Source organism: Gloeobacter violaceus PCC 7421, assembly GCF_000011385.1.
Lineage (GTDB): Bacteria > Cyanobacteriota > Cyanobacteriia > Gloeobacterales > Gloeobacteraceae > Gloeobacter > Gloeobacter violaceus.
On record NC_005125.1, the window covers coordinates 3,415,583 to 3,429,349 of the forward strand.

General features: G+C 61.0%; 14 protein-coding genes and 1 tRNA gene. 6 read left to right on the forward strand and 9 right to left on the reverse strand.

Annotated elements, in window-relative coordinates; all coding sequences use genetic code 11:
• Window positions 1-104: 104 nt before the first annotated feature.
• From GLL_RS16550 to GLL_RS16570, 5 genes are all read right to left on the reverse strand, one after another.
• Window positions 105-1,673, reverse strand: a complete 1,569-nt coding sequence (locus tag GLL_RS16550; RefSeq protein ID WP_231848245.1) for a Kelch repeat-containing protein — start codon at window positions 1,671-1,673, stop codon at window positions 105-107.
• Between the two features lie 169 nt (window positions 1,674-1,842).
• On the reverse strand, window positions 1,843-2,676 hold the full coding sequence (locus GLL_RS16555) for an alpha/beta hydrolase (protein ID WP_164929219.1): 834 nt from the start codon (window positions 2,674-2,676) through the stop codon (window positions 1,843-1,845).
• Window positions 2,677-2,713: 37 nt separating this feature from the next.
• A complete protein-coding gene (locus GLL_RS16560) occupies window positions 2,714-3,280 on the reverse strand; it encodes a DUF1802 family protein (RefSeq protein ID WP_011143201.1) in 567 nt (188 codons plus the stop codon).
• On the reverse strand, window positions 3,280-4,647 hold the full coding sequence (gene der, locus GLL_RS16565; protein WP_011143202.1) for a ribosome biogenesis GTPase Der: 1,368 nt from the start codon (window positions 4,645-4,647) through the stop codon (window positions 3,280-3,282). The genes GLL_RS16560 and der overlap by 1 nt, the downstream gene beginning before the upstream one ends.
• A 40-nt stretch (window positions 4,648-4,687) precedes the next feature.
• Window positions 4,688-5,458 carry an HAD family hydrolase gene (locus tag GLL_RS16570; RefSeq protein ID WP_011143203.1) on the reverse strand — a complete coding sequence of 257 codons (771 nt, stop codon included), beginning with the start codon at window positions 5,456-5,458 and terminating at the stop codon, window positions 4,688-4,690.
• 84 nt (window positions 5,459-5,542) lie between these two features.
• Between GLL_RS16570 and hemC the strand changes: the two genes are divergently transcribed.
• Entirely contained in the window at window positions 5,543-6,529 is a 987-nt protein-coding gene (gene hemC, locus GLL_RS16575) for a hydroxymethylbilane synthase (RefSeq protein ID WP_011143204.1), read from the forward strand.
• Here the strand turns inward: hemC and GLL_RS16580 are convergent.
• Entirely contained in the window at window positions 6,524-7,078 is a 555-nt protein-coding gene (locus tag GLL_RS16580; protein WP_011143205.1) for a hypothetical protein, read from the reverse strand. The genes hemC and GLL_RS16580 overlap by 6 nt on opposite strands.
• 144 nt (window positions 7,079-7,222) lie before the next feature.
• Here GLL_RS16580 and GLL_RS16585 point away from each other — a divergent pair.
• Both GLL_RS16585 and lepB read left to right on the forward strand, forming a co-directional pair.
• Window positions 7,223-7,295 (forward strand) — tRNA-Phe (locus tag GLL_RS16585).
• A gap of 89 nt (window positions 7,296-7,384) precedes the next feature.
• A complete protein-coding gene (gene lepB, locus GLL_RS16590) occupies window positions 7,385-7,873 on the forward strand; it encodes a signal peptidase I (RefSeq protein WP_164929220.1) in 489 nt (162 codons plus the stop codon).
• Here lepB and GLL_RS16595 read toward each other — a convergent pair.
• Entirely contained in the window at window positions 7,870-8,103 is a 234-nt protein-coding gene (locus GLL_RS16595; RefSeq protein WP_164929221.1) for a hypothetical protein, read from the reverse strand. The genes lepB and GLL_RS16595 overlap by 4 nt on opposite strands.
• A gap of 1,069 nt (window positions 8,104-9,172) precedes the next feature.
• On the opposite strand from GLL_RS16595, the gene GLL_RS16600 reads away from it, so the two are divergent.
• Both GLL_RS16600 and GLL_RS16605 read left to right on the forward strand, forming a co-directional pair.
• Complete coding sequence (locus GLL_RS16600; RefSeq protein WP_011141184.1) at window positions 9,173-9,691, forward strand: phycocyanin/phycoerythrocyanin subunit beta; 519 nt, start codon at window positions 9,173-9,175, stop codon at window positions 9,689-9,691.
• Window positions 9,692-9,729: 38 nt separating this feature from the next.
• The gene (locus GLL_RS16605) at window positions 9,730-10,218 is read left to right on the forward strand and encodes a phycocyanin alpha chain (protein WP_011141185.1); all 489 of its coding nucleotides are present in this window, start codon (window positions 9,730-9,732) and stop codon (window positions 10,216-10,218) included.
• Between the two features lie 127 nt (window positions 10,219-10,345).
• Here GLL_RS16605 and GLL_RS16610 read toward each other — a convergent pair whose 3' ends face one another.
• Complete coding sequence (locus GLL_RS16610) at window positions 10,346-11,170, reverse strand: phycobilisome rod-core linker polypeptide (protein ID WP_231848246.1); 825 nt, start codon at window positions 11,168-11,170, stop codon at window positions 10,346-10,348.
• 391 nt (window positions 11,171-11,561) lie between these two features.
• Between GLL_RS16610 and GLL_RS16615 the strand changes: the two genes are divergently transcribed.
• Window positions 11,562-12,449, forward strand: coding sequence for a GNAT family N-acetyltransferase (locus GLL_RS16615; protein ID WP_011143210.1), 888 nt, complete (start codon window positions 11,562-11,564; stop codon window positions 12,447-12,449).
• Here the strand turns inward: GLL_RS16615 and GLL_RS16620 are convergent.
• Complete coding sequence (locus GLL_RS16620; RefSeq protein WP_164929222.1) at window positions 12,443-12,709, reverse strand: hypothetical protein; 267 nt, start codon at window positions 12,707-12,709, stop codon at window positions 12,443-12,445. The genes GLL_RS16615 and GLL_RS16620 overlap by 7 nt on opposite strands.
• Window positions 12,710-13,767 lie beyond the last annotated feature (1,058 nt).

Below are 13,767 nucleotides of genomic sequence, written 5' to 3' on the forward strand. Positions count from 1 at the left end.
CCAACAATCTTTATGTTTATTAACCCAAAGATCGCCATGGGCCATGCAAGCAGCGCTGATCTGGTTCAACGCGCATGCCCAATTGCTTGACTGCTCTCGGTCGTTCAATGGCCGGAGGGGCTATTCTCGTGCCGATCGTCGAGCACTGAAGGGTCGTACAGGAAGGCGCTCGAACCGGCGGCGGCAGGGACACCTTTGTACACGGTCGTTTGCATCTGCCCGGTTGCGTAGTAGATGGCGCCGTTATATTGGCCGGCCACACCCGAGTGGCGCTTGGTGGGGAAAGGATTGAGCTGCTCCCAGGTATTGAGAATTGGGTCGTAGGCCAGTACGTAATCGTAGTGGTCATTGTTGTTGAGGGAACCGCCGATGGTGATGATTCGGTTGTCCATCACAAAAGTGGCCTGTCCCATGTGGGAGATCCGATCGGGCAGGCTTGCCACCTGGGTCCAGGTGCCGGGATCTTCGGGCACCCAATAGTGCACGGCGCTCTGAGCATCGAGGGTCTGATCGAAGCCCTTTTGACCGCCGATGGCGTAGATTTTGCCGCCCAGCGCCACATAACCCATGTGCGAGAGCGGGAGGGGCACGGACGTGGAGGTGGTCCAACTGGTTCCCCCATCGAGCTTCAAGATCCAGTGGTCCTTTTTGTCCACCCGGTTAATATCGGTTCCACCAAAAAAGTGCAGTTCCCGGCCAAGGGCCACCAGTGCGCCCGAGCCGCGCGCCTGCGGCAAAGGCGGCATCGCTGTCCATTTGTCGCTCACCGTGTCGTACTTCCAGACGTCCCTGGTTCCGTAAGTCTGGGTGGTGTCGGGATAGCCGACGTATCCTCCCGCCACATAAATGTTTTTGCCCACGATCGCCGTCCCGCCGTGGGTGATCGACGTGGGCATGTCGGCAATCCGCTTCCAGGTGTTGGCGGCTGGGTCGTAAACATCGCTGCGCCGGGTGGTGAGCAAGCTCAAATCGAGATAGCCGCCCAGCACGTAAAGTTTGCCGTCCACGAAGCCCCCCACCGCCTCAGAACGGGTGATCGGCGAAGGGGCGACGGTGCTCCAGCCGACCGAGTCGAAACCGGGCCGACCGGCGATCTCGACGGCGTTGATTTTGGTATTCGTACCGCCGATCGAATCGAGGGTCAATTTGCCGTCGCTCACCTCGGCCTTGACGAGCACCTGCTTGAAGGGCTGGGCCGCTGTGGGCATAAACCGACTAAAGGCCGGGACCCCCTCGACATTCATCGAATGCTCGCTGTCGAAATAGGCAGGATCGCCCACGGTCAGTTGAACGCTGTAGGAACCGTTGGGTAGTTTATATTCCCAGGCGACGGGCACCTTTACCGCATCCGGGTCACTGCCGCCGGGGGGATAGTCCATGTGCATCAGCGTGTTCAGCCGCGGATCGAGACCCTTGACCTTGCGATCTCGCGTGTTCGGCCCGATGCCGATTGCAGTGGGCGTCGCACTGCTCAGGCTGTCCTCGCGCACCCAACCGTAGCCGCGCTCGGAACTGTAGGGTGCACCATTGTCCTTGGTGTAGTCGGCGGGTACCGATGAGTTGCCTGGTTGAAAATTGATCAATACACTCAGCCTGTCTGCCTGAGCGTAGAGAATCCGGGTAAAACTCAAGCACAAAAGCGTGCCTGCTGCAGCGGCAAGGGGTGCAACCATCCATTTGTTCATAGGAAAAAACCAGCCCGTAGTAAACACACCTAAGTCATTTCCACACAATATTACAATGCCATACATCAATCGAGTTTCTTTCGCAAGACCCTTGACGCACGCAGGCTGTCCGTTACGTGTGGGGACAATCCAAGGGGTCTGGTCGTTGTACAACGATTCACCGCGACAGTGCTGCGTGGGCGAAGGTGCGAAATCCCTCCAGGTAGAGGCTGCCTCCCTCGACGGCATTGGTGGCGTGATCCCCGCCTGCAACCAGCAACAGGCGCTTGGGTTGGGGAGCGGCGGCATAGTTGCGCTCGCTCATCGTATGGGAGATCACACGGTCGCGGCGGCCATGGATAAAAAGCACCGGCACCTGCAGACGGCTCATCTTGGCAATCGAGTCGAAGCGCTGGTGCAATAACCATTCGACGGGAAAAAAGCGCGTCCACCGCTGGGCAGCGGTCATCTCCAGAATCGAGGTGAAGGAGCTTTCGACCACCGCACCCGCCACCTCCGGGTGGCGCACGGCCATTTCGACGGCGACCGCTCCACCCAGCGAGTGGCCGTAGAGCAAAATGCGCCGGGGGTCGATTTTCCGCTCGCCCACCAGGTACTGCCAGGCGCGCTCCGCGTCGGCGTACACCCGGTTTTCTGAAGGAAACGGGCCGCTGCTTTTGCCGTAGCCGCGGTAGTCAAACAAAAAGACGGTAAAACCCAACCGGTACTGCAGGCGGTGGGCGTGTTCGGCGTTGGCGCCGACGTTGATGCCGTTGCCGTGCAGGTAGAGCACCACCGGCGCATCAGGGCGAGCCGCCGGGATCCACCAGCCGTGCAGTTGATCTTTCTCCAGCGGCAGGTACACGTCTTCGTAGCCCAGGCCGTAGGTGGCGGGAGTTTCGGTGACTTCCCGTTCAGGAAAGAAAATAAAACGCTCCTGGACCTGCCGGAGGCAGGCGCACGCACCTGCGTAGAGTAGCAGCGCAAGCACGATCAGTCCGATAAGTAGCATCCGAACAGGGCGCGGCAAAGGGATGGACAGCGTTGTTTCAAATCGACCCATCGCCAGGAGGTCCGAGCAAAGTGCAAAGCCGTCGGTGCAGCACGGCAAATTCGCTGTCGCTTACTACCGGTACGCTCGCTGGGGGCGCGATGGATGCATCGAGCGTCACCCAGGAGTGACAACCGGCGTACTGGGGTTGCTCATGAAGAATCTGCGGACGCTCCAGCCGATAAACCCGCACCAGCAACACCTCCAGCCAGGGCTTCGCCCGGTAATCAAAGCGCTCGGCGATCGTGGACCAGGCCAGAACGTGCAGCCCTTCGAGCGAGCGCAGCGCTTCGAGGTCCAGCACTTTCCAGTGGTCCGCCACCTCGGCAAAAAGGGCCAGCGCGACCGTTCCTGACGCCGGTGGCGGCGGCTGTTCCGTCCGGACGGCGGGTGCGAGCTTCTCGGGACTTTGATGAAATCCGGTCGGGTAGAGCCAGAAAGTCCGGTGCTCCGGCACAAAGCCCTCGCGGCGCTCGCGGATGCCGCCTTTGCGCAACAGGATGCTCTGTTCGCCCCGGGCGAGGGCTTCGCAGACGACCGCCCACTCCTTGAGGGCGGTGCGCATCAGACCGGCTCGCTTTTGCGGGCGGTGCGGTTTGCCTCGCGCTCGGGTTTACCCCGGAAGATAAAGCGCACCGGCGAGCCTTCGAAGCCCAGCGAACCGCGGAACTGCCCTTCGAGATAGCGGCGGTAGCCTTCTTTGAAGAGCTTGGTGTCGTTGACAAAAAGCACGAAGGTGGGCGGGTTGGTGGCGATCTGGGTGGCGTAGTAAACCTTGCCCTGGCGCCCCTGGCGGCTGGCAGGGGGCGAGCGCCACAGCAGCGCATCCTGCAGCGCTTCGTTGAGCACCGAGGTGGAGACACGGCGCTGGTGCTGCCCGGCGGCGGCATCGATGGCATCGAAGATCTTTTCGACCCGCTGGCCGGTGAGGGCACTGGTAAAAACCACCGGCGCCCATTCGACGAAATCCAGTTCGCGGCGCATCTCGTCGCGGTAGTGGTTCATCGTGTAGGTGTCCTTTTCGATGGCATCCCATTTGTTGACCACCAGCACGCAGGCGCGCCCCGCCGAAGCGATCTTGGCTGCGAGGTTTCTTTCTTGATCGTGGATGCCCTCGGTGGCGTCGACGACCAGCACCACCACATCGGCGCGGCGGATGGCGCGAATCGCCCGCGTCACCCCGAACGCCTCCGGTCCGTAGTCGACGCGGGATTTGCGGCGGATGCCCGCCGTGTCGATCAGGCGGTAGCGCCGCTCGCCGTGCTCGACGAGCGTGTCGATGGCGTCGCGGGTGGTGCCGGCGACCTCCGAGACCATCGAGCGCGGGTGCTCCCCACCCACCAGGGCATTGAGCAGGCTCGATTTGCCGACGTTGGGCCGCCCGACAATGGACACGCGCAGTTCGGGCAGTTCCTGTTCTTCGGGCTGATCTTTGGGAAGCACCGCCACCAGCGCGTCGAGCAGATCGCCCGTGCCCGAACCGTGGATGGCCGAGACGGCGTAGGGTTCGCCCAAACCGAGTGCATAAAATTCGGCCGCCAGGCTCAGGGCCGTCGAAGGCTCCTCCAGTTTGTTCGCCACAATGAGCACGGGCGGTTTGCGCCCGCGCAGCCAGTCGGCCACCTCCCGATCGCCGCCGGTGATCCCCTGCTGGCCATCCACCACGAACAGGACCGCCGCCGCTTCGGCCAGGGCGATTTCGACCTGCTCGCGAATCAGCGGCAAAAAGACTTCGCTGTCTTCGAAGACCAGCCCGCCGGTATCGACCACCTCGAAGCGGTAGCCGCACCATTCGGCCGGCAGGTAGAGCCGGTCGCGGGTGACCCCCGGCTGGTCGTAGACGATGGCTTCGCTGCCTCCCGCCAAACGGTTGAGCAGCGTGGACTTGCCGACGTTCGGCCGTCCAATGATGGCGACGATTGGTAATTGCATAGCCAGACTATGCTAGCCCATCGAGGCGGCAGGTGCGTTCTCACGCCTGGCGGGGCCAGCGGCAGGCGAGCCAGCCTTTGCGCCGGGCGAGCCGACGGAGCACCCAGTCGGGGTTGACCGCCACCGGGATGCCCACCGCACTCAGCATCGGCAGATCCGAGGCGCTGTCGGTGTAGAAGAAGCTGTCCATCAGTTCGACCCCCACCGCCGCTGCCCACAGTTGGGCAGCTTTGACCTTGCCTTCGCCGTAGCAGAGGCCGAGGCCATGCAACCGGCCGGTGAACAGCCCCTCTGCTACCTCCAGTTGCGTCGAGAGCACCGCGTCCATGCCGAGCGCCTCGGCGAGCGGCTGGGCCAGATAGCAGGTGGCGGCGGTCAACAGCACGCAGCGATGGCCGCGCTCCCGGTGCCAATCGAGGACCAGCCGCGCCTGGCGACCGACGCGGGGCAGCAATTCTTTGAGGGCGATCTGCCGGCAAAAATCGGCAAATTGCGCTTCCTGCCGACCGCGGATGCCTTCGAGGGTCGGCTTCAAAATGGCGTCTACCGAAAGCCGGTTGAAGCGGTAGAGCAAATAGTAATAAATCGTCTTGAACAGGTCGCTCATGCCGGCGCGCTCCTCGGCCATCGCCCTCTGCACGTAGAGAATCGAGGAGTTGCCGGCCACCAGCGTCTGGTCCATGTCAAAAAAGGCCGCTACGGCAGAACCTCCCGGTGCAGCTGCAATTTTTTGTTGCAGGCGGTGGTGGTTCTCGACCACGGCCCGCCCGCGCAACGCGCGGCTGGCAAACGATCTGCGCAGGCGGATCATCGCAGGAGACTCGGCAGGCAAACGTTTTCAGTGTACCTGCTCTTGCAGATATGCTAGGAAAGCTTTGCGGTTGGAGGTGGCGGCGTGTCCCGCACAGTGATTATCGGTTCGCGCGATTCGCAACTGGCCCTCGTTCAGACCCACTGGGTACGCGACGAACTGCAGCGCGCCCACCCGGACATCCGGTTTGAAATTGTCGAGATGAAAACCCAGGGCGACAAGATTCTCGATGTCGCCCTCGCCAAGATTGGCGACAAGGGGCTTTTTACCAAAGAGCTCGAAAGCGCCATGCTCGAGAAGCGCACGGACCTCGCCGTGCACTCGCTGAAGGATCTGCCCACGGCGCTGCCGCCGGGGCTCATCCTGGGTGCAATCACCGAGCGCGAAGATCCGAGCGATGCGGTGATCGTGCGCCGGGGACTTGAAGCTGCGGGGCTTGCCGATCTGCCCGAGGGGGCGGTCGTCGGCACTTCTTCTTTGCGCCGCCTCGCCCAACTCAAGCATCACTACGGCGAACGCCTGCGCTTTCAGGACATCCGGGGCAATCTCAACACGCGCTTGCGCAAGCTGGATGAGGGCCGCTACGACGCGATTGTGCTCGCCGTGGCAGGCATGCGGCGCTTGGGCTGGTCCGAGCGGATCAGCGAAGTGCTCTCCCCAGACATCTCGCTGCACGCCGTAGGCCAGGGTGCTCTAGGTATCGAGTGCCGCGAAGCGGACGGGGAGATCCTGGACTTGCTGACAGTTCTCAACCACCCCCCGACCGCCCGGCGCTGCCGGGCGGAGCGGGCCATGCTGCGCGCCCTCGAAGGCGGCTGCCAGGTACCGATCGGCGTGTACACCGAACTGGACGACAGCGGTCGGCTCACCCTGCAAGGTATCGTCGCTTCCCTGGACGGCCGGAATATGGCGCGCGCCTGCCGCAGCGGTCCCGGCGACGCCCCTGAGGCTCTTGGCCGGGCTGTGGCGGAAGATCTTAAAGCGGCGGGCGCCCAGGCGATCCTTGATCAAATTTTTGTCCTCGTTCGCTCTCCCGGGGTGATCGCTCCTGGTGCCGCGCCGGCCTCATGAACTGGCAGCCGGCTGCGAATCGCGAAAGTAATAGCGATCGAGCGCTTCGGTGGTGCCGAGACTGCGCAGCGCCTGCTCGGCAGTGCGCACCAGCGCTTCGTTGCCCTCGACGAGCAACAGGTACTTGCCCTTTTCAATGCGGTTGCGGTAGGCAATCGATTCGCCGCTCTCAAAGACCAAGCCGGTGCCGCCACCCACCAACACACCGCCCAGCACACCGGAAAGGCCGCCCAGGATGGCGGCGATCATCAGGCTCAACACCCGGTTGTCCGGGACAATGTCTATCTGCGTCAGCCAGTTGAACAAAAAGCCGAACACCAGGCCGACCAGACCCGTGAACCCGGCGGTTTTCCAGGCGCGCTCTTTGGCCACCTTCACCGGGTCGGCAAAGCCCACAGCGTCGGCGTCGCGATAGCCGTGGCCCACAATAGCGACATTCTCAGGCGACATACCGCGCTGCTGCAGCAGGCGAAAAGCTTCCAGGGCGATCGGTTCATTGGCGTACACCCCAATAATCAGGTGTTTTTCGCGTGGCTGGGCGGACTGCACGGCTTGCTCCGGGTCTCTGCTTCTTCAGTGTACTAAGTATTCTTAAGCCGCTTCTCTACCTGCCGACACCGTTCGACCGGAGGATCGACCAATCGATTGACATTCAGATTGCCGCGGATACACAATGAATGCTCGTGAAAACGCGCCGGGATAGCTCAGTTGGTAGAGCAGCGGACTGAAAATCCGCGTGTCGCCAGTTCAAGTCTGGCTCCTGGCACTGGTTTGCAGCTTCGGCCCCAGGAATGAGGCGGCGCGGACGCTTGCTCACATTGCCCTGGGGAAGGCTTGTACGCTTTGATGGGACGCATGCAACGATTTGTTTTGTGTGGTTTCGCCTTGGGGTTGGTCGGCTGCGCCCTGCAGACCGACATACGGCTGCGCAAGATGCCCGACAGCGGCATGGAGCCCACCATCCGTGCCCAGGAGGTGGTACGCGAGAACTTCGATGCTCTGGAGAAACGGCCGCCGGGCCGCTTCGACCTGGTGGTCGTCAAAGATCCCGATAAACCCGACGAGACCACCATTCGCCGCGTGATTGCACTGCCGGGCGAGCTGGTGCAGGTGTCCGCCTACCGGGCGAGCGTGGGCGGCAGGTCCCTGGATGAACCGTTTATTTCTACCCAACCGGCAACCGAGGACGGTGCCCCCCGGCCCAAAGCCGAATTCGGGCCGCTCACCGTTCCGGCGGACGAGTACTTCGTCTTGGGCGACAACCGCGCCGCCGCGAGCGACAACCGCCGGTGGAAGCGCTCCAGCGTGCCCGTCAAGGACATTCTCGCCGTTGTCGAGCGCTAGTGGCCGGAGCAGGTGCGCCGCTCGCGCTCTAGTTCCGGTTCCTGCCAGGCGTAAGCAAAGTGGCTCACCGAGTCGACGAACGGAAAAGCGGCTTGCAGCGCGGCCATCTGCACTTCGAGGGGCGGCCGACCGGTGTGAGGACGGCCCCAGACACCCGCGAGGGAAGGCACCACGACAATTCCCGGCGGTGTCCGCTCCAGAACCGTCTGCACCTGGGAAAGGATCGACAAAGACCCGATCCAGTTCGAGAGTGCTCATGTCGGTCTGGGAGCCGATCTCCCCCACCGCCGTCAGACTGGTGCGGCCGAGACCGTTGCGGGCCAGGGCGGCCTGCCGGGCGACCAGTTGGGTATAGGAGTAGCCGAAGTTGAGCGAAAATAGCCAGGCGTAAACCGCCACTCCCCGCGCCCTTGCACTGGCGATGGCAGCGGCCAGCAGATCCGCCGAGGGCTGCGCGCGGACCACGCTCGGCCAGACAGTCGGGTTGTCGGCGGCGGGCAACAGTACTTGGCCTTCAAAAAACACCTCCAGATGGATGCGGTTGTAGCCCAGGGCCACAAGCCGGTCGATCAGCGCGTCGATCGCCCCGGGCTGCAGGTCGCACGGGTGGAGTCGCAGCCAGACCGCCTGCACCCGCGGCCACACAGCAGCGCGGCACAGCCGCAGCTGTGTGGCGTCTTCGTCAATTTGCGCCAGATAGCGGCGCCCGGCTTCGCCGTCCCCGGCAAGTGCCGCCCGTTGCCACGCCGCTTTGCGCGCCACCGCCTCGGTGGAGAGCCGACATCCCCCGCCGGGCGCCGGTATCTCGGCTGCCCGGCTCGGGGCCGCACCCAGCAGCGGCCCAAGACTAAAAAGCACGGCGCTCAGCAACCCGCGGCAAAATCGATGCAAACTCATCGGCAAAGTATGTCGGGCATTCGCATTATCGAACGTCCGCTCGGCCCGGCGGCCCGGTGAGCACTTCGGCTGCAACGCTCACCAGGCGGCATCCGCCTGCCCAGCAAACCGGCAGGCCTTTCACATTTATTAATGCCTAGGCAAACGGCATCCATGTTACAAAAACAGGGAAGATTCTTCAGGCACCTTAACTTTGGCCTGACCTGCGCATCGCAAGGGGTGCGGCGGACGAGCAAGAAGGCATTGCTCCTGTCCATCGTGCCTCCGGCAGTTGCGATGGGGCACCTGTGTCTCAATCTCAACAAGAGGACAGGCTGGTTACTAGGGAGAGGATTCTTCTCGGGGTTTGAAAGCTGTTTCGCCCATGGACCACATCCTAAATGTGTTAAGGAGAGCAATGTAATGCAAGACGCATTCACCAAAGCCATTGTTGCGGCGGATCTGCGCGGGTCGTTCCTCAGCGAGCAGGAACTCAACCAGCTGACCAACCTGGTCAAAGAATCCAACAAGCGACTCGATGCCGTCAACGCCATCACCGGCAACGCCGCCGAGATTATCTCCGACGCCGCCCACAAACTGTTCGCCGAGCAGACCGACTTGATCCGTCCGGGCGGCAACGCTTACCCCAACCGCCGCATGGCCGCCTGCCTGCGCGACATGGAAATCATCCTGCGCTACGTCTCCTACGCGCTTTTGGCCGGCGATGCGTCGGTGCTCGAGGACCGCTGCCTCAACGGACTCAAAGAGACCTACGTGGCCCTGGGCACCCCGACCCGTTCGGTGGCCCGCGCGGTCCAACTGATGAAAGAGACGGCGATAGGCTACGTCAACAGCCCCTCCGGGGTGACCCGCGGCGACTGTTCGGCGCTGGTCAACGAAGCGGCCACCTACTTCGACAAGGCCGCCGCGAGCATCGCCTGAGTTTCACCCACCGAGACCGACACAGGAGAACGACGAGCATGAAGACCGTGATTACCGAAGTGATCGCCTCGGCGGACAGCCAGGGGCGTTTTTTGAACAACACCGAGCTGCAGGCGGCGAACGGCCGTTTTCAGCGGGCGACGGCCTCGATGGAAGCGGCGCGGGCGCTGACCTCGAACGCCGATTCGCTGGTCAAGGGTGCGGTGCAAGAGGTGTATAACAAGTTTCCGTACCTGACGCAGCCGGGTCAGATGGGATACGGCGACACCAACCAGGCGAAGTGCGCCCGCGACATCAGCCACTACCTGCGCTTCATCACCTACAGCTTGGTGGCCGGTGGTACCGGTCCATTGGACGACTACATCGTGGCCGGTCTGCGGGAGGTGAACCGCACGTTCAACCTGTCGCCGAGCTGGTACATCGAGGCGTTGAAGCACATCAAGGGGAAGGTCGGTTCGCAGCTGTCGGGCCAGCCGCTCACCGAGGCGAACGCCTACATCGACTACTGCATCAACGCCCTGAGCTAACTGCTCTCGGCTGAGATCTCTGGGGCAGGCGATGCATTGCGCCTGCCCTTTTTGATTGAAACCAATCGACAAAAATCGCCGGGAAAGTCCGCCTTCCCGGCGATTTATTGACGGCGGTTGTTGATCCTCAGACGATGCCGCGGCCGGAGCGAAGCAGGTTTTTGGGATCGACCCGACGCTTCTGGCCCTGCAGGTTCAGGTTGGTGTCGCTGCCGGCGTCGCCGCGATAGAGTTTGAACATCCGGTTAAAGCTCTCTACGGTCTGGCCGGACTGGGACTTGAAGCCACGATAGTAGGGAACGACATTTTCGCCGAAGGCCTGAATGTACTCGTCACTATCGATGTAAGAATCGATCTCCGCGTCGTAACCGAACGTCTGGTAGCGGTCGAGGTGCGCGGCGATCTCCGACTGGTTGTAAGGGGCGCGGCCCAAAAAATGTTTGAAGTTCAGTTCGGTAAAGCGGTTGTTGGAGGTGCAAAAGAAAAAGCGTTCCTTGTACAGTTCGGATTTGGCCAGAAGCCGCACGAACTCGCGCACACTGATCGAACCATTGCGCAGCAGCGACTCGGCGGAGGTGAGCCGCTCGCTTTCGAGCACATAGGTGTTGCCGAAGATCTGCTTGTAGGCCGCCACAATCGCTGCTTGTACATCCGAGACGTCGGCTTTCGCCCACAGTTCGACTTTGAGGGGAATGGCCACCGAGCTGATGTCGGGAGGTCCCAGGGCCTCGAGATCCGCCGGGGAAATGTCGAGGACACGACCGCCCTTGTTCTTGATGTAGGTCATCTCGGCCAGCAGCCGGTCGAGGGGCACCACGACGCTGTAGCTGTTCTGGCTCGGCTCGTAGGTGTCGAGGCTCGGCCAGGGGTGGTGCGACAGCGCCGGAGAGAGAGTCATCGTCACTTTGAACAGTTTGCCGCCCCGCTGGCTGCTGGTGGTGAGCACATTCATTGATCGGTTCTCCTGATAGGTCGTCAAAATCAAGGCAGATTTGCTGAATGGACCACGGTTGCCGATTGTCCTTCCGATCGCTCCGAAGTCAGGCGCAACAAACACCGACGCCGCAGTGCGACCGGACTGCCTATTTAACCAAGGTTTTCCTTTGTATTATTGTTCGAATTTACACTCCGCAATCGTCAAGAATTATAAAAAAGATGGAGCCTTCTTCGAACAGCCAGGAAACTGCAATTTTTCTGGAGCGATCAAGTTGACCATGGAGTGAACACATGCACAGCCCCGGGCGTCAATAGGGTCTGGAGCGCCAGACGGATCCTGTCGAACCCCTTGGCGGGCTACGCCTGCGTTCCGACGAGCAATCGAAAGGCGCGCTGGTAAATGAGTAATGACAAAAACAAAAGCAACGGTGACCGTGGAAAACCTGCATCTGCGCCGGGGCCTCCCCGGGGATGCTCCGGCCTGCGGCGCCATCTCCTACGAAGCGTTTCGGGGCATTGCCACGACCCACAATTTTCCGCCGGATTTTCCCTCGGTGGAATTTGCTGTGGGTATCCTCTCCTATCTGCTCGCGCGCGAGGATGTCTATCCGGTGGTTGCCGAGGTGGACGGGCAGGTTGTGGGGAGCAATTTTCTCTGGGAAAGTGCACCTGTCGCAGGCATCGGACCCATTGCCGTCGATCCGGCTATCCAGAGTGCCGCGGTCGGGCGGCGGCTGATGGAACACGTGCTGGGGCGCGTGGAGGAAGGGCGCTTCGCGGGGGTGCGGCTGGTGCAGTCGGCTTACAATCTTCGCTCGTTTTCGCTCTATGCCAAGCTCGGCTTCGCGGTGCGCGAGCCGCTGGTGGCCCTTGCCGGACCTGCGCTCGATATCGCCATAGAAAGCTATAGGGTGCGGCCGATGGCAGAAGCGGACCTGAGCGCGTGCAACCGACTTTGTCGGCGCGTCCATGGCTTCGAGCGCCGCCAGGATCTCCTCGACGGAATCGCTCAGGGTACGGCAATGGTCGTCGAGCACGGCGGGCGGATCGCGGGATACGCATCGGGTCTCAATTTTTTTGGTCACGCCGTCGGAGAGAGCAACGAGGCTCTCAAAGCCCTCATCGGCGCGGCCGGAGGATTTGAAATCCCGGGCTTTTTGTTGCCGACGCGCAATACCGAGTTGTTGCAGTGGTGTTTGCACCGGGGCCTGCGCATCAGCCAGCCGTTGACGCTGATGAGCCAGGGGCTGTATAGCGAACCGGCTGCACCTTTCTTGCCGTCGATTCTCTATTGAAGTTGTGGGGGCGGCACCGGATAGAAACGGCCATCCAGTCCGCGTACCCAGCCCAGCCCGTCCGGGTCGGCCCGCTTGCGCACCCGCCGGGTGCCCCGACCCGAGCGGCACCAGTTGGCAAACAGCGGCCCCAGGTCGTCCCACTGCTTGAGGATCATCTGCTGCGAGACGCTCAATCGCTCGCCGAGGGCTCTTGCTGTGAGGCCCTTCGCGAAATCTGGGGGTGGGAGCAAAGGCTGGTGATCCTGTCCGTCTTCCATAAACGCCATAAACGCTAGGGCCGATTCTGCAATATGCTGCTATGTTAAGCGTCAGTCTGCCTCTATAAGTCTCCTCAGGGGAAAGCTTTCAGCTATTGCAACTTATGTTTAAATTGGCACTCAAATTCTTTCAGCTACCTAGATACTACCGTAAGATTCGGCTCGAACAAAAACCAGTTTTCTATTGATTATTCCTGGCCATTCCTGAACACAGAGATATCCCCGAGATTGAATAGAGCCTGTAACTATCCTCCAGGTGCTCCAACTGAAGGAGCCACTTGTACCTCGGGTATCCGATTGCCAACCTGAACGTTCAAGCTGCTCGCCGAAATAGCTAGCTAGGATTTGGGTGCTGTGCTGAGTTGTAAGAGTTAGCGTTATAAACCTGCCCATTGTATCAAGGCCGCCATGGAACGTAGCAAATTCTTCAATTCCTTCCGGCGGCTCTAAGAAGGGCATTGTGACAACTGGAAAAGTAGTCCTGGAATTCTGAGAAGTCAATTCTTGGGGTTGTACTTCTCCAGCAGTCGTAGTACCTACCACACTTAAGGGAGTGCTTCCTGCTTGATCGCTGTCTTGTATGCCATGAAAACGTAGCCGAACATCTGTTACGGAGTCTCGCAAGGCGGAAGCTATAACTGCTAGCCTTCGAAGGGGATGGGGAAGAAGAAATCTTGCAGTGTTGTCTGCAATGTTTGGAAAAACCTCCCTGCTGCTTGTGGGTGTAGAACTCACATTTCGTTCGTGTCCACCAATACCGATGATCGCCTGACGATAAAGGTCGAGAACCTCTCGAGAAGACAGTCCCGATTCGAAAACGACTTGAAACTTATCTGGACCCTCTATCAAACACCCAATAATCCGAGCGTCTTCTGGGAGAGGTACCTGCCTTGGGAATTGCTCTGGCAACCTCCCTAACAACAACTGCGGCTCGGAGGGTTCCGAATTCAAAAAAGTAGGAGATGAAAGTAGGCGTTGTGCTAACAAGTACAGGGTTGGTTCTTCCATATTTGTCAGTCGATACCCAGTTGATTCAAATGCCAATGCACAAAGCGCGC